Genomic DNA, 16,692 nt, shown 5'->3' with positions numbered 1-16,692 from the left:
ATTGCCATTTCTTTTGGTTTTAGGGCTAGCAGTAAGGAGAGATTATGAAAAAATTTTTGATTTGGCTTGGTTGTTTAATAGCTTTTATAGTCCCCGTAATTTCTGTTAAAGCTGATGACGTTAGTTACCGTATCCCCTCATACAAAGGGCATCTAAGTATTTCGGATAATAGTAGTGCTACATTTACGCAGGAAATTACTTATGATTTTGAGAGTGATTATCATGGGCAGTATGTCACATTGGGTAGTGCAAAGCCAGTTCCAGATGGTTTTTACATTAGTGGTAATCCAACGGTAACAGCGACAGTAAATGGCCAAACCAAACCCTATGTTAGGGTTGAAGCATCAGAATTATCAGATGGAACTAAGCTGAAAGTTTACAACCAGGGGCATAGTGGTGATAAAGTTGTTCTTAAGGTTACTTGGCAAATTAGTCGTATTTTAAATCTTTATTCTGATGTTGCTGTCCTCAATTGGTTTCCGATTTCCGATTGGGATAAGTCGATTGGTCATGTTGATTTTACTGTTGATGGTTTAGATTCCAATAAGGGTGAGCTTTATGCTCATGCAGGATTCTTTCAAAAAAATCCTCAGGTTCAAAGGACGGATGAAGGCTATAATATTCAGTTTGATCATTTTCCTGCAAAGGGGAAACTCGAACTTCATGCTTATTGGCCTATGACACCAAGTCTAAAATCTAAAAATTCCACTAATATCATCAATAGTTCAGCTAAAGATAAATTCCTAAAACAGGAAAATGATATTGTGAGAAATAGAAAGATTTATCACATCATTTTCTATGGTCTTTTCCCAGGACTTCTCCTCGTCCTATTTGTTTTAGCTATTGTGTTTTATAGTTCAGTCTTGAGAAGCACTAGGCCACCACGTTTTCCAAAAGATAGTAGACTCTATGACATACCTCAAAATCTAGCTCCTCTAGTTCTTGCTCAGAACGTCTACAACCAACGATTTGACATTAGTGGTCTGAATAGTGTGACTTACCCAATATCCTTTAACCATATGGTCCAAGCAACGATACTGGATCTTATAGATAGAGGAAATTTATCCTTTAGTCAATCAAGGGGAGAGCCAATCCTTGAATTTGTTAAAAGTGATGGTTTAGCCGATTTTGAAGTAGCTTTTATTGACATGCTCTTTGATGGTCAAAGTCAAGTCAAAGAGAAAGATATGTTCTCACGATACTATATCAACGAAGGTGAAATTGAAGGTCAGTATAAAAAAGCTAAAAATAGGACAGAAAGAGATAAGCTTCGTTCTATAGGTAGAAATATTAGAAGTCTGTTTTTAGAAGATGCTACAAGGGTTACCCAAGGTGTCGAAAATCAAGAAAAGCAACTCGGATTACCAAGCCTGTATAGGCAGCTGACTCCTTCAGAAACGCATTTATCTTCAGTAGCAAACATAATGTTTATATCTCTTTATGTACTCATTGCTATTGGTTTCTTCCTTCTCTCAATTGGTTTCTCCTCTAATTTATCCTTTTTATATTTACTCATTTTCTTCCCAGTTATTACCATGCATCTTATTTATCGTCTTCAAATCAATGGGCGGGCAAACGGGTGCCTTGTTCCAGAAAACTCGGATATTTATTATCAATGGCATAGTTTTAACAACATGATTAAGAGTATCGAGCAGTTTAATCAAGCAGAATTACAATCCATTGTTTTATGGAATCGTATTCTAGTTTATGCGACACTTTATGGACAGGCCAAGAAAGTTAGTGACGTCCTGAAACGTTACAACATTCACCTTAGCAATCCATCTTTAGATGCCTTTACTTATTCACCTGTATCTTTTGCCATGCTCTATAATTCAACTGCATTGCAAAATTATGTTTCTGCTTCAGATACTGTAAGTAACTTTTCTATCAACTCAAGTAGTGGTAGTGGAGGCTTTAGTGGTGGTGGCTTCTCTGGTGGAGGAGGAGGCGGAGGTGGAGGTGCCTTCTAATTCTTTAACCAATTGAATACTATCACCTGATAGAGACACTCAGAGTACTTTGGGTGTCTTTTAGTGTCAATTCAGATGGCTTTCTTCTCTGAAAAATTTTCTGAATAGATTAGACATTTAGTGTGTTAAGTTTATAAAACTAAAAAAGAGCCTAAAAGCTCTTTTTTGATGAAATTTTAATATCCAGATTCAAAGACTTCAATAATTTGAATAAGGTAGCCTTCATGGAAACCGACTCGGTAATCGACGTTTGGCAGCGTTTTAACCAAATCATTAAGTTCCTTGTCCTTGCTAACGGAATCAGTTAGGACTGGTAGTTCAACAACAAAAAGTTGGGAATGGTCCATTTGTAGATAGCTACTATGTATCTTGGTATCAGGACGGAGATGTTTGAGAACAGCTTTGTCTGAGGCCTGAAGAAGTTGGTACAAATCTAAGTCTGATAAAGGAACTTCTCCAAATTTTGGGCTAATATTGATCGTGATATCAATATGAGCTGACCTCGTCCCTACAATACGATTAGAAAGAAAACTAGCTAAGATAGGATTAGTCAGCTGATTCAATTTTTCTTGAGTTTCTGGGCTACTAATGATGGAATTACTCGTTTTATAAATCTCAAGTAAATCTTTAGCTTTTGTGGCATCATCAGTCTTTAAAGCTTCTGAGACATCCTTCAGATTTTTTTTGTAAAGCTCTGAAAATTTTTGTTTTTGGGTGATAATTTGGATTAGGGCTTTGTTGTAGTTAGTCATAGTCCCTAGCAATTTAAAACGTTCTCTGTCCAATCTTTTGATGAACTGTGAGTGGACGGCTTCGTTCCAATTGTAAAAATCCCATAGGAGAAGGGCGAGGTAAAGCATCAAAACGATGATACTATTTGAACTCACTCTAAATACCATTTCAAATAAGTTCTGGGGGTCATTCGTAGTTGGAAGAACGCTATTAAGACCATGGATGACTGTGAAAAAGACGTAATAAACAGCGAGAAAAGTGGTACTACGCAACCAATTACGTCTCGCCCAGTATTCATCGAGTTTGCTCATCTGATCTAAATCAATAGCGAAAATCTTAAGGATCAGAAAGATGATAAGAGGAGCTAAAAAGTAAGTCAGAATATGTAGGTTATTATCAAGACTCACATCTCCATTGATATGTAGGACATGAGGCAATATGACGATTGAAAGCAATCGCGTGGCAACATCAAAGAGAATAGTTGGATAAAAAGCAAAAAGAAGTCGATGATAAAAGGAGCGTTCTCTAACAAGAGCCAAGTCAACAACTAGAAAGAAAAGAGGGTCTACAATGATTTTGACAAGGTTGAAGTAAGATGCCCCAGCAACGTAAGAGAGGAAAATGAGAAAGAGGTGCCCAGGTAATGGTTTAACCTTAGACATGATTTGATAAAGGTACCAGATAGAAATAAAACTAATGGCCTGCAGGAGAGGATTGATAATATTAGTAATCATGATAACCTCCTTTGGTCATGTCAATTTCAATTTGTAGACGATAAATGCCAGCACGTGTATTTGAAATAATGTTAACATTTGGATAATTGACCAGAATGTGGGTGACACGTTTTAATTCTGGGTCGCTAAAATCAGAAGTAATCGGTGAATCTTCTTTTGTGCTTGAGCTTTCCACGACAAAGTGCTGACTGTCCTCGTCTTTAAAATAGGCAAAGCTAAGGTATTTTTGTCTACTGTCTCTTGCTTGGTCAATGACATGATCTAAGATAGTCGATAAGATATAAACCCAGTCTAAGGGATAAATAGGATAGACAGTGATTGGTTCGGGAATTTCCATACTAACCCAGACATCTAGTTCTTTAGCCTTTAAAAATTTAGCTTCAAAAAGCGCCTGCAAGTCAGCTAATTTTATGTTTTCAAGCTTATTTCTGTAGAATCGGTCAATCTTTTTATCTAAAGGGTTTGGTGTTAACAAATAATCTATAAGTTCCTCAGCTTCGTCGTTTTGTTGGAAGCGAATGAGGTCATAGAGATTTTCAGCTTCATCCTTGATAAAAAGTTCTTGGCTAGTCTTTTTTTGATACCAAATATTGATGTTTTGACTTGATTTTTGTAGAAGGTCTATATGCACCTCTTGAGCAGCCCTCGTTTGGGCTTTTAATTCCTTTCTATAGAGGGTAACTTGTTTAGATAGAATTAAAGCCGTAGCAATAAGGAAGAAAAGAGTGAGTTGGATATTATTCGTAATTAATTCCGAAATAAAGTAAATGACTGCTAGACTATAAAGTGCGACTGACGTAGATCTGTACCATGGTCTGGCAGAATCAATTTGCTTTAAGCGATTATAATCGACTTGTAGAAGAGCATTCTGAGCAAACCAAAGTAAGAAGGCTAAGAAAAGGATTAAGAAGCCAGCGAAATTGTAATCTAAGACAAAAGGAAAAAAGATTGGAATAATGAGGGAAATCACAAGCCTTACCATTAGGGCAAAGGTAAATGGTATAAAGAAGGATTCCAAGATGGTATGTCTAAGATTTTTGAATGATTTGACAGAATGAAGGAATACAAGCGCTATAAAACCTGATTTTGGGAAGAGAATACCTAAAAAGCTGAAAGTCATAATCGCCACTCCAGCTAAAAAGAGAACCCAGTATCTTACGGGTCTATGCGTGGTTAATTTGAAGATAACAATTTGTAATATAAAAGCTGTACATGCCGTAAGCCCGTGAACAATGGCATCACTCAATATAATATAATCTCCTATTCGGGTAAAATCTATTCAATTATATCATACCCCTTGGAAAAATAGCATACGAATTGCCTCTTAGTGACAGTTATGTAAGGCTTTTCATTTTTCAAGCATATTTCTTGCCCATAAAGTTTTTTTCCCCTATTCTAGATGTATAGAAAAATTCGATAGAGGAGATCGATATGATAAAACTTTCTAAAGAGACACATCTTGAGATGTTCACTAAAATGGAACGTATCCGTGAATTTGATTCACGTATTAATAAATTGGTTCGTCGTGGGTTTGTTCAAGGGATGACTCACTTTTCAGTTGGTGAAGAAGCCGCTAACGTTGGGGCTGTTCAACACTTGAGCTACGATGATATTTTCTTTTCAAACCACCGTGGTCATGGACAATCTATTGCTCAAGACATGGACTTGAACAAAATGATGGCCGAACTAGCTGGTAAGGCAACGGGTGTTTCAAAGGGCCGTGGTGGCTCAATGCACTTGGCTGACTTCGAAAAAGGTAACTATGGTACCAATGGTATCGTTGGTGGTGGCTATGCCCTTGCCGTAGGCGCAGCCCTCACGCAACAATATAAAGAAACTGGAAATATCGTTGTTGCCTTTTCAGGAGATGGTGCTACTAATGAAGGCTCTTTCCACGAGTCAGTCAATATGGCTTCTGCTTGGAAATTGCCAGTAATTTTCTTCATCATTAACAACCGTTATGGTATCTCAATGGATATTCATAGAGCTACCAACACTCCTCATTTGTATACACGTGCGGAAGCCTATGGTATTCCAGGTTTCTACTGTCAGGATGGTAATGATGTCATGGCAGTCTACGAAACAATGGGCAAGGCTGTGGAACATGTTCGTGGTGGAAATGGTCCTGCTATCGTTGAGGTAGAGTCATACCGTTGGTTTGGTCACTCCACTGCCGATGCTGGAGTTTATCGTACCAAGGAAGAGGTTGATGAGTGGAAGAACCATAACGATCCAATCATTAAATACCGTAACTATTTGGTTTCTGAAAAAATCGCAAGTGATGAGGAACTAGATGCTATTCAAAGCCAAGTTAAGGCACAAATCGATGCAGCGTATGAGTTTGCTCAAAATAGCCCAGATCCAGAACTTTCAATTGCCTTTGAAGATGTATGGGTAGACTAAAGAGAAAGGTTGAGGAATAACAAGTATGAGTGAAACAAAATTGATGGCCTTACGTGAGGCAGTAAACCTTGCCATGAGCGAGGAAATGCGTAAAGATGAAAATATATTCCTTATGGGTGAAGATGTTGGTATCTACGGCGGTGACTTTGGTACTTCAGTGGGTATGTTGGCTGAATTTGGTGAAAAACGTGTTAGAGATACGCCAATTTCAGAAGCAGCTATCGCTGGTGCTGCTGTTGGATCTGCCATCACAGGTCTTCGTCCGATTGTTGACTTGACTTTCATGGACTTCATCACAATTGCCCTTGACGCTATCGTTAATAACGGTGCAAAGAACAACTACATGTTTGGTGGTGGATTGAAGACACCTGTAACCTTCCGTGTGGCATCTGGTTCAGGGATTGGTTCTGCAGCACAGCACTCACAATCTCTTGAGTCATGGTTGACCCACATCCCAGGAATTAAAGTGGTTGCACCAGGGAATGCTAATGATGCTAAAGGCCTTTTGAAATCTGCTATTCAAGATAATAACATTGTTATCTTCATGGAACCTAAGGCACTTTACGGTAAGAAAGAAGAAGTAACACAAGATCCTGATTTCTACATCCCACTTGGAAAAGGTGAGATTAAACGTGAAGGTACTGATTTGACAATCGTATCATATGGTCGTATGTTGGAACGTGTTCTTAAGGCGGCTGAAGAAGTGGCTGAACAAGGTATTAATGTTGAGGTCGTTGACCCTCGTACCCTCGTTCCACTTGATAAGGAATTGATTTTCGACTCAGTTAAGAAAACTGGAAAATTGATGTTGGTAAATGATGCTTATAAGACTGGTGGCTTTATCGGCGAAATTGCTGCTATGGTTACTGAAAGTGAAGCATTTGATTACCTTGACCACCCAATTGTACGTTTGGCAAGTGAAGATGTGCCTGTACCTTATGCGCGTGTCTTGGAACAAGCGGTTCTTCCAGATGTTGAAAAGATTAAGGCTGCTATTATCAAGATGGCCAATAAAGGAAACTAACTTTCTAGCGACGGTTAAGTGATATGTCTCGCTAGTAAAATGTGTTTCTTGTTTTAACTGTGAGAGTATCGGAAAATATAATTTAAAGTAGAAAGGAGAGGGCGTTAAAGCGTTTGAGTTGATTTGAACTCGAACGAAATGCTTCGGAATTTAGATAGTTTTACTTGTGTGCAAGCACACTAACGTAAAACTCCTAAAATTCTGTCGCATTTTAGCGTTCTTAGTATCATAAAATATGGCTTTTGAGATTATTATGCCTAAGCTTGGTGTGGACATGCAGGAAGGTGAAATCATCGAGTGGAAAAAACAAGAGGGTGATGTGGTTAATGAGGGAGATATCCTTCTTGAAATCATGTCAGACAAGACGAACATGGAACTTGAAGCGGAAGATTCAGGTGTCCTTTTGAAGATTACTCGTCAGGCTGGTGAAACAGTTCCAGTAACTGAGGTAATTGGTTATATCGGAGCAGAAGGTGAAGTTGTGGCTGATAATGCTGCGAGCGCACCAGTTGCAGCAGCTGCACCGCAAGTTGAAGAAGTTGCTGTTGTGGAAACGCCTGCCGCTACGCCTCAACCACAAGTAGCTGTGGTTCATGAAGGTGGTAAGGTTCGTGCAACGCCTAAGGCTCGTAAGGTGGCGCGTGAGTTGGGCATTGACCTTGCTCAGGTTCCGGGAACTGGACCAAAAGGTCGGGTTCATGCAGATGACGTTGAGAACTTCAAAGGTGCTCAACCTAAGGTAACCCCATTAGCACGTAAGATTGCTGCAGACCTCGGTATTGATTTAGCGACCGTTTCTGGAACAGGCTTTGGTGGTAAGATTACTAAGGAAGATGTCCTTGCAATCAGTGCTCCAGCACAAGTTAAGGAAGCTACTGCTGCACCTGCGGTTGAAGTTAAACCTGAAAAAGTCTTGCCAGAAGGTGTGGAAGTCATTCCAATGTCTGCTATGCGTAAGGCGATTTCTAAGGGAATGACGCATTCATACTTGACTGCACCAACATTTACTCTTAACTATGATGTGGACATGACTAACCTTATGGCTCTTCGTAAGCAAGTCCTTGATCCAATCATGAACAAGACTGGTATGAAGGTGACTTTCACTGATTTGATTGGTTTAGCAGTCGTTCGTACCCTTATGAAGGAGGAACATCGTTACCTCAATGCATCCTTGATTGATGATGCGCAAAATATCGAATTACACAAATTTGTTAATATCGGTATTGCCGTTGGTCTTGATGATGGTTTGATTGTGCCAGTTGTTCATGGTGCAGATAAGATGAGTTTGTCCGAGTTTGTTGTGGCCTCTAAGGATGTCATTAAAAAAGCTCAAGCTGGTAAATTGAAGGCTGCCGAAATGTCAGGTTCTACCTTCTCAATTACTAACTTGGGAATGTTTGGAACTAAATCATTTAATCCAATCATCAACCAACCAAACTCAGCTATCCTTGGTGTTTCAGCAACTATTCAGACACCTGTTGTTGTTGATGGTGAAGTTGTCGTGCGTCCAATTATGGGACTTTGCTTAACTATTGACCACCGTATTGTGGATGGTATGAATGGTGCCAAATTCATGGTTGATTTGAAGCATTTGATTGAAAATCCAATGGAATTGTTGATTTAAGTAAAATAAAATATCTGAAAACTGAAGTTTTGAAATAGAAAGGAGAGGGCGAACCAGAGGGCTCAACTGAACCCGAGCGGAAAGCTTGGAAAATAGACCGTCCGTCTACGTCAGCAGGCTGACGTGTCGGACACCTAATTTTCAGTCGCTTTCTGGTCGCTCTTGGTATCTTATAAATGGCTTTTGAGATTATTATGCCTAAGCTTGGTGTTGATATGCAGGAAGGCGAGATCATCGAGTGGAAAAAACAAGAGGGTGATGTGGTTAATGAGGGTGATATCCTTCTTGAAATCATGTCAGATAAGACGAACATGGAACTTGAAGCGGAAGATTCAGGTGTCCTTTTGAAGATTACTCGTCAGGCTGGTGAAACAGTTCCAGTAACTGAGGTAATTGGTTATATCGGAGCAGAAGGTGAAGTTGTGGCTGATAATGCTGCGAGCGCACCAGCTGCAGAAGCAACTGCTCAGTTGGAATCAGCTGGACTTGAAGTTCCTAAAGCACCTGCCCAAGCTGCTCCTGTAGCTGCTGCAGAAAAAGCACCACTTGCTGACAATGAATACGATATTATCGTTGTTGGTGGTGGTCCTGCAGGATATTATTCTGCTATTCGTGGGGCACAACTTGGTGGTAAGGTTGCTATCATTGAAAAATCTGAATTTGGTGGAACATGTTTGAATAAAGGCTGTATCCCGACTAAGACCTACCTTAAAAATGCAGAAATTCTTAATGGACTTAAGATTGCTGCAGGTCGTGGTATCAACCTAGCGTCAACAAACTACACTATCGATATGGATAAGACTGTTGACTTTAAGAACTCTGTCGTTAAGACACTTACTGGTGGTGTTCAAGGTCTTTTGAAGGCTAACAAAGTGACTATTTTCAACGGTCTTGGTCAAGTTAACCCAGATAAGACGGTTACAATCGGATCAGAAACAATCAAGGGACGTAACATCATCCTTGCGACTGGATCAAAAGTTTCACGTATCAATATCCCTGGCATTGATTCACAACTTGTGATGACATCTGACGATATTCTTGACTTGCGTGAGTTGCCTAAATCACTCGCTGTTATGGGTGGTGGTGTCGTTGGTATCGAGCTTGGTCTTGTTTATGCTTCATACGGTGTGGATGTAACCGTTGTTGAGATGGCTGACCGCATTATCCCTGCTATGGATAAAGAAGTATCACTTGAACTTCAAAAAATCCTTGCTAAGAAGGGTATGAAGATTATGACATCTGTCGGAGTTTCTGAGATTGTAGAAGCTAACAACCAATTGACCCTTAAACTTAATAATGGTGAAGAGATTGTAGCTGACCGTGCCCTTCTTTCTATCGGACGTGTTCCTCAGTTGGATGGTCTTGAAAATCTTAACCTTGAACTCGACCGTGGTCGTATCAAAGTTAATGCTTACCAAGAAACATCTATTCCAGGAATCTATGCTCCAGGTGATGTCAATGGAACCAAGATGCTCGCTCACGCTGCCTACCGTATGGGTGAAGTTGCGGCTGAAAATGCTATGCATGGTAACGTTCGTAAGGCTCACCTTGACTACACACCAGCTGCTGTATACACACACCCAGAAGTTGCGATGTGTGGTATTACTGAAGAAGAAGCACGCGCTAAATACGGCGATGTTCTGATTGGTAAATCAAGCTTTGCTGGTAACGGACGTGCCATTGCTTCCAACGAAGCTCAAGGTTTTGTTAAAGTCGTTGCAGATGCGAAGTACCATGAAATTCTTGGTGTTCACATTATTGGTCCGGCTGCAGCCGAATTGATTAACGAAGCATCAACAATTATGGAAAATGAATTGACTGTAGATGAACTCTTGCAATCTATTCATGGTCACCCAACCTTCTCTGAAAATATGTACGAAGCTTTTGCTGACGTACTTGGAGAAGCTATCCATAACCCACCAAAACGTAAATAAAGATAAATTAAATTCTCGAACAAAGGTTCGGGAATTTTTTTCATAAATTTTCATTTGTATTTATTTGAAAAAATCGTCACGGATTTTCAATAGTTTTGAAGAAAAATACGAATAATAAGTTAAAGAGTTTTCTATCAAGAGAGAAAGTTTGTTTATAATTTTATAATATTTCTATTTTATTTAGAAAATTTTTAATAATAACCTTTCCACGAAAGTTTTTATGTGGTAAAATGGTTCAAGTATTACAAATGCAAAAGGAAAGTTAAATGCGAACGAAAGATTTTATCTACTATGCCAGTGCGGCTGTTCTCTTGGCTGTAACTACTCAGGTTGCTCAAGCTGATGAAGTGGCAACACAAACGCCTTCTATTACTGAAGGAAACCACTATCAACCTGCGACTGCAGCAGAAATTTTTGGTGGTGAAGCGTCACTTACTGAAACACCAAGCTCAACCGTTTCAGCCCCTGCCTCTGTAGCAACAAGTGAAGTGCCAAAAGCTAACACTCCAGCAGTCTCTACAGCTATTGCTAAACAAAGTTCGGAAGTGTCTAGTGTGGCTGTAACCTCAACTGCATCAACATCTGTAGCTAACTCAACAACGATTGTTACGTCTACATCAACAGCGATTTCAAACGCTAGCTCTGAGAGTGTGACCGCTTCTGCACATTCAACAGCTTCTGAGGCCCCTAACAACGCTGTTGCCACACCTGCTAAATTAACGAATTCTTCGGATGTCTCTTCGACAAATCTTAGGGTTCAGCCTAAGACTTTTATTGATGTTAGCAGCCATAACGGTGATATCAGTGTAGAAGATTACCGTGCTCTTGCCCGCCAAGGTGTGGGTGGTGTCGTCGTTAAATTGACTGAAGACACTTGGTACAATAATCCCCAAGCTCCATCACAGGTTCGCAATGCTCAAATCGCAGGCCTCCAAGTATCGACTTATCATTTTTCTCGATACACAACTGAGGAAGAAGCACGTGCAGAGGCTCGCTTCTATATCGAAGCAGCACAAAGACTTAACCTTCCAAAGAGCACTGTTATGGTTAATGACTTTGAAGATTCCAACATGCTTCCAAACATCAACCGTAATACCCAAGCCTGGGTTAATGAAATGCGTAAGTATGGCTATAACAACTTGATGTTCTACACGAGTGCCAGCTGGTTGGATGAAAACAATCTAGGTTACAGAGGTCCAGTTTCAACCTCTCAATTTGGTCTTGAAAACTTCTGGGTTGCTCAATATCCATCAACAACACTTGCAGCTACAAGTGCTAAGAATATGCGCTATAACGGTAAAACTGGTGCATGGCAGTTCTCAGCGACGGCTAATCTTTTGCCAGGAAAACATGTCTTTGACCAAAGTGTTGATTATACTGGGCGATTTACAGCTAATGTCGGTGTTGAGGCAGATCCTACTCAAGGTGATTTGAGTGGTCTTATCTCGATTGTCAATAACAACCCAATTCTAGGTAGCTTTGATGTTGTCATTTCTAATGTCAAGGCACCAAATGGTGTTGAGACTGTAAAAGTGCCTATTTGGTCAGAAGTTGATGGTCAGGATGATATTATTTGGTATACGGCTGACCGTCAAAGCAATGGTGCTTATACTGTCAATGTAAAAGCTTCAGCTCATAAAAACACAACAGGTCTCTATAATGTTCATCTTTACTATGTTCAGAAAGACGGACAATTGACCGGTGTGGGGGGAACAACAACTCAAGTCTTCATTGGCAAGACCCCTGAGCAGTTAAGACCAAAAGCAAGTTTTGCTATTGAGAATAACAATGCCCAAAATGGTACATTTGACGCCGTCATCACTAATATCACATCACCTTTGGGTGTTAAGGAAGTTTTGGTTCCATCATGGAGTCTTGAAAACGGTCAAGACGACCTTATTTGGCATAAGGCAACTAAACAAAGCGATGGCAGCTATCGTGTAACCATTAAGGCAAGTGAGCATAAGGGCAATAAAGGTAATTACCGTGCGGATGCTTATATTGTAGATAACTCTAACAATCGTCACTATATTTCAGAAAAAGTAGTATCGGTTGACTATGCACGTCCAAGTGGTGTCCTTTCGATTGAAAACAACAATACGGCAGCAGGTACCTTTGATGCAGTTGTTCGTAATATTGTTGCTCCTACAGGTTTGAAAGAAGTTCTTGTTCCCTCATGGAGTTTAGCTGGTGGTCAGGATGACCTTATCTGGCATAAGGCAACTCGTCAAGCTGACGGCTCTTACCGTGTGACGATTAAGGCAACAGACCATAAGAATTCAACTGGTAAATACCGTGCCGATGCTTATATTGTAGATGACTCAAACAATCGCTTCTACCTTACTAAAAAAGTGGTAGAAGTTACCCAAACTCGTCCTACTGCAAGTCTCATTATTGAAAACAATAATGTTGAATTGGGAACTTTTGATGCCGTTGTTCGTAATATTTCTGCTCCAAATGGTGTTAAAGAAGTCTTAGTGCCATCATGGAGTCTTGTGAACGGTCAAGATGACCTTATTTGGCACAAAGCGACTCGCCAATCAGATGGTAGCTATCGTGTCACTATCAAGTCTAATGAACACAAGAATTCGCTTGGCAATTATCGTGCTGACCTTTATATCGTAGATAATACTAACAAACGCTACTATGTCACTGAAACAGTGGTAGACGTTAAACATAATAAACCAGTTGGTACGATTTCAGTAGTCAACAATAACAAGGATGCTGGAACATTTGATGTCATTATCAGTGATGTCTATAGCCCTAAAGGTGTCCGTACTGTTCAAGTACCTATCTGGTCTGAAAAAGACGGACAAGATGATATTCGTTGGTATGAAGCAACACGTCAAGCTAATGGAACTTATACGGTAAATGTTCAAGCTACTAACCACAAAAATTCAACAGGTTTGTACAATATTCATTTGTACTACATTTTAAACGATGGGGCACAAGTTGGTGTAGGAGGGACAACGACAACAGTTGAATTCCGTAATGCTAAGACTAAAACGCAAACCTATATCACTAATGTTAATTCAGAAGCTGGTAGCTTCACTGTAGTGGTAGATCAGGCACCTCAAGGGCGTCAAATTCAGAAAATTCGAGTGGCGGTTTGGTCTGAGAGCAACCAAGGAAACCTTTCTTGGTACGATGCTACACCGACTGGCACACATACTGAGGTCAATGTTTCTACAGTCAATCATAAGAATCTTGCTGGAAATTACACGACTCATGTTTATGTTGATTATGTAGATAATACTGTACAAGGTTTCAACCTTGGTGAGACAGCTCTTGCTCCACGTAATCGTCGTGTTGAGCCACAAACGACTTATTATTCTCAACGTGACCCTCGTTGGGCTTCTAAGTGGTATGGTGTCAGCAATATGGATCAATCTGGCTGTGTCCCAACATCATTGGCGATGACTTTTACAGATATCTTGGGAACAACTGTATCACCAACAACTGTAGCGGATTACTTGTATTACAATACAAATTCATTCAATAAAACATCAGTTGCTGGTACTGATGCAGAAGGTATTGTCTCAGCAAGTAAAAACTGGGGGCTTAAGAGTAACATGCTTTCAAGCATCTCTAGTATTGCTTCTGCTTTGTTGTCCGGTCAACACGTTCTTGCTGCGGTAGGAGCAAGTCAGTTTATCAACTATCCATATACGCATGAAATTGTTCTTCATGGCTATGATAATGGTAAAACTTATGTACGTGATCCATTTAATGCTGCAAATAATGGCTGGTATTCTTTGGATTACATTCATGGTGTTAAGAGTACAGATCCAATGGACACTAAACTTGGTGCACCATTCTTCTCAATCTTTGCTTAGTTTATTAAATGAAAAGTCTTCAGAAGTGAATTTCTGTGGGCTTTTTATTGTTCCTATTGTGTATTCTTGGAACTAAATCAATCAATTGTCAAAATCTTTTATTTTGTATTTAAATCCTTGTTATTATGATGAATATTAGATTAATTAACCTGAATTGAGTAGTCTTTTATTTGAAAAACACTTATTCTTTTTTCATTTTTGTTATTTTTTTAGAGAATTATCACTTTTCCCCTATTCGTAAAACAGTTTCTGTGGTAAAATGATTGACGTATAAAAAAGTGTTAAAGGAAAGTTAAATGCGAACAAAAGATTTTATCTACTATGCCAGTGCAGCTGTTCTTATGGCAGTAACCACTCAAGTGGCTAGTGCCGATGAGGTAGCTACTCAAATACCTACCGTTGCTGAAGGTAGTCATTATCAACCTGCAACAGCAGCTGATATTTTTGGAGGTGAAGGAGTTCTGGTTAAGGACGCACCGTCATCATCAGCAGCATCCACTGCGGCAACTCCGTCAACCGCTACAAGTGAAGTAGCAAACTCAAGTACTCCACAAGTCAGTCAATCAGTGGTAGTTTCAACTGAAACTACTGAATCAAGGACAGTCGCTTCCGAATCAGTAGCTAAAGTAAGTTCGGTAGCAAGTTCAGAAAATACATCTACTTCAAGTGTTTCAGAGGTATCAAGTGCAGCTTCGACTGAGCCAGAAAGATTGACTCATTCGGTAGCAGGTCAAACTGCAGATGCCTTGCAACCTAAAGCAAATTTTTCAATTGAGAATAACAATCAGACGACTGGTACCTTTGATGCAGTTGTGCGTGATATTGTCGCTCCTTTGGGTGTCAAAGAAGTTCTCGTACCATCTTGGAGTTTAGCCAATGGCCAAGATGATTTGATTTGGCATAAGGCAGCTAAGCAAATGGACGGCTCTTATCGTGTAACGATTAAGGCGGTTGATCACAAGGGGGAAGCCGGCAATTACCGTGCAGATGCCTATGTTGTTGACCGAACAAATAAGAGACATTATATTTCTGAGAAAGTAGTCTCTGTAACTTACTCTCGTCCAAGTGCAAGTCTCGTTATTGAAAACAATAATGCGGTTACAGGTACCTTCGATGCTGTAGTGAAAAACATCATTGCTCCTACAGGTTTAAAAGAAATCCTCGTACCGTCATGGAGTTTAGTCGGTGGTCAAGATGATTTAATTTGGCACAAGGCTACGAAACAAGCGGACGGTTCGTACCGCGCTACTATTAAGGCAAGCGACCACAAACATTCAACTGGTAACTATCGTGCCGATGCCTATATTGTAGATAACTTTAACAAGCGTTTCTACTTGACTGAAAAAGTGGTTGAAGTTAGTCAATCTCGTCCCAGTGCCAGCCTAACGATTGAAAATAATAATGTAGCTACAGGCACTTTTGATGCTGTGGTTCGAAATATTGTTGCACCAAATGGCTTGAAGGAAATCTTGGTACCGTCATGGAGTCTTGTTAATGGACAGGATGATTTGGTATGGCACAAAGCTACTCGCCAAGCAGACGGTAGCTATCGTGTGACGATTAAGGCTTCAGAACACAAACATTCCTATGGTAAATATAGAGCGGATGCTTATCTCATAGATAATGCTGGTAACCGTCAGTATTTGACAGAGACTGTGATTGAGGTTAGTGAGACTAAGCCAAGCGGCAGCATTTCTATCTTAAATAACAATGGTGCTGGTAGTTTTGATGTGCTTATCAGTGATGTCTATAGCCCTAAGGGTGTGCGTACGGTTCAAGTACCTATCTGGTCCGAAAAAGATTGGCAAGATGATATTCGCTGGTATGAAGCGACTCGTCAAGCTGATGGCAGTTACAAAGTTAATGTCCAAGTGGCTAATCACAAATACTCGACAGGTACTTACAATGTCCATCTTTACTATATTCAAAACGATGGCTCACAAGTTGGAGTTGGGGCGACTCAAACAAAAGTGACCTTATCGGAACCTAAAGCAGACCTTGCCATTACAGGTTTGAACAATGCTACTGGTAGCTATGATCTTGTCATTTCAAATTTGGTTGCACCATACGGCTTCAAAGAAGTTCTAGTTCCAACCTGGTCAGAAAAGAATGGTCAAGATGATATCATCTGGTACAAGGCAACTAAACAAGCCAACGGAGACTATAAGGTAACCGTTCGTTCAAGCAACCATAAAGGTGATAGCGGTCTCTATAACTCTCATGTCTACTTGGTTGATAATGATGGTAAATTCATTGGCCTTGGAGGCAAACAAGTGACCCTTGATATTACCAAGACTCAAGGAACCTTAACTATTGCCAACAACGACAAAAATCGAGGCACTTTTGATGTTGTCATTACCAATCTCACCAATCCAGGGGGGATTACAGGTGTGCTCATTCCTGTATGGTCTGACCAAAATGGCCAAGACGATCTT

Annotated in this window: 9 protein-coding genes; 7 read left to right on the top strand and 2 right to left on the bottom strand. The window is 40.0% G+C overall.

Annotated features, from left to right (window positions below; genetic code table 11):
- Nucleotides 1-44 precede the first annotated feature (44 nt).
- Nucleotides 45-1,970, top strand: coding sequence for a DUF2207 domain-containing protein (locus HSISS3_RS04780; RefSeq protein ID WP_021151902.1), 1,926 nt, complete (start codon nucleotides 45-47; stop codon nucleotides 1,968-1,970).
- Between the two features lie 176 nt (nucleotides 1,971-2,146).
- On the opposite strand, the gene HSISS3_RS04775 is transcribed toward HSISS3_RS04780, so the two are convergent.
- Together HSISS3_RS04775 and HSISS3_RS04770 are read right to left on the bottom strand one after the other, a co-directional pair.
- Nucleotides 2,147-3,436 carry a hypothetical protein gene (locus HSISS3_RS04775; protein WP_021151901.1) on the bottom strand — a complete coding sequence of 430 codons (1,290 nt, stop codon included), beginning with the start codon at nucleotides 3,434-3,436 and terminating at the stop codon, nucleotides 2,147-2,149.
- Nucleotides 3,426-4,556: a hypothetical protein gene (locus HSISS3_RS04770; RefSeq protein WP_231087410.1), complete on the bottom strand. Its 1,131-nt coding sequence runs from the start codon at nucleotides 4,554-4,556 to the stop codon at nucleotides 3,426-3,428. Before HSISS3_RS04770 ends, HSISS3_RS04775 begins: the two co-directional genes overlap by 11 nt.
- Nucleotides 4,557-4,867: 311 nt before the next feature.
- On the opposite strand from HSISS3_RS04770, the gene HSISS3_RS04765 reads away from it, so the two are divergent.
- The 6 genes from HSISS3_RS04765 to HSISS3_RS04740 all read left to right on the top strand — a co-directional run.
- Nucleotides 4,868-5,839 carry a thiamine pyrophosphate-dependent dehydrogenase E1 component subunit alpha gene (locus HSISS3_RS04765; RefSeq protein WP_008534604.1) on the top strand — a complete coding sequence of 324 codons (972 nt, stop codon included), beginning with the start codon at nucleotides 4,868-4,870 and terminating at the stop codon, nucleotides 5,837-5,839.
- Between the two features lie 25 nt (nucleotides 5,840-5,864).
- A complete protein-coding gene (locus tag HSISS3_RS04760; protein WP_002888870.1) occupies nucleotides 5,865-6,863 on the top strand; it encodes an alpha-ketoacid dehydrogenase subunit beta in 999 nt (332 codons plus the stop codon).
- 235 nt (nucleotides 6,864-7,098) lie between these two features.
- Nucleotides 7,099-8,487, top strand: coding sequence for a dihydrolipoamide acetyltransferase (locus HSISS3_RS04755; protein ID WP_042771833.1), 1,389 nt, complete (start codon nucleotides 7,099-7,101; stop codon nucleotides 8,485-8,487).
- A gap of 176 nt (nucleotides 8,488-8,663) precedes the next feature.
- Nucleotides 8,664-10,421 carry a dihydrolipoyl dehydrogenase gene (lpdA, locus tag HSISS3_RS04750; RefSeq protein ID WP_021151898.1) on the top strand — a complete coding sequence of 586 codons (1,758 nt, stop codon included), beginning with the start codon at nucleotides 8,664-8,666 and terminating at the stop codon, nucleotides 10,419-10,421.
- Between the two features lie 266 nt (nucleotides 10,422-10,687).
- Complete coding sequence (locus HSISS3_RS04745; protein WP_021151897.1) at nucleotides 10,688-14,257, top strand: GBS Bsp-like repeat-containing protein; 3,570 nt, start codon at nucleotides 10,688-10,690, stop codon at nucleotides 14,255-14,257.
- A gap of 296 nt (nucleotides 14,258-14,553) precedes the next feature.
- Nucleotides 14,554-16,692, top strand: a 2,139-nt coding sequence (locus HSISS3_RS04740; RefSeq protein ID WP_042771832.1) for a GBS Bsp-like repeat-containing protein, incomplete at its 3' end; no start/stop codon positions are given.

This window comes from Streptococcus sp. HSISS3 (assembly GCF_000448605.1).
In the GTDB taxonomy this organism is placed as follows: Bacteria; Bacillota; Bacilli; order Lactobacillales; family Streptococcaceae; genus Streptococcus; species Streptococcus raffinosi.
The sequence above is the reverse complement of the archived record's forward strand: the minus strand, read 5'-3'. Positions and strand labels throughout refer to the sequence as shown.

Excerpts from the sequence above, each read along its gene's own strand:
- HSISS3_RS04780 (WP_021151902.1), top strand. The coding sequence starts at position 45 with ATGAAAAAATTTTTGATTTGGCTTGGTTGTTTAATAGCTTTTATAGTC.
- HSISS3_RS04775 (WP_021151901.1), bottom strand. The coding sequence starts at position 3,436 with ATGATTACTAATATTATCAATCCTCTCCTGCAGGCCATTAGTTTTATT.
- HSISS3_RS04770 (WP_231087410.1), bottom strand. The coding sequence starts at position 4,556 with ATGACTTTCAGCTTTTTAGGTATTCTCTTCCCAAAATCAGGTTTTATA.
- HSISS3_RS04765 (WP_008534604.1), top strand. The coding sequence starts at position 4,868 with ATGATAAAACTTTCTAAAGAGACACATCTTGAGATGTTCACTAAAATG.
- HSISS3_RS04760 (WP_002888870.1), top strand. The coding sequence starts at position 5,865 with ATGAGTGAAACAAAATTGATGGCCTTACGTGAGGCAGTAAACCTTGCC.
- HSISS3_RS04755 (WP_042771833.1), top strand. The coding sequence starts at position 7,099 with ATGGCTTTTGAGATTATTATGCCTAAGCTTGGTGTGGACATGCAGGAA.
- lpdA (WP_021151898.1), top strand. The coding sequence starts at position 8,664 with ATGGCTTTTGAGATTATTATGCCTAAGCTTGGTGTTGATATGCAGGAA.
- HSISS3_RS04745 (WP_021151897.1), top strand. The coding sequence starts at position 10,688 with ATGCGAACGAAAGATTTTATCTACTATGCCAGTGCGGCTGTTCTCTTG.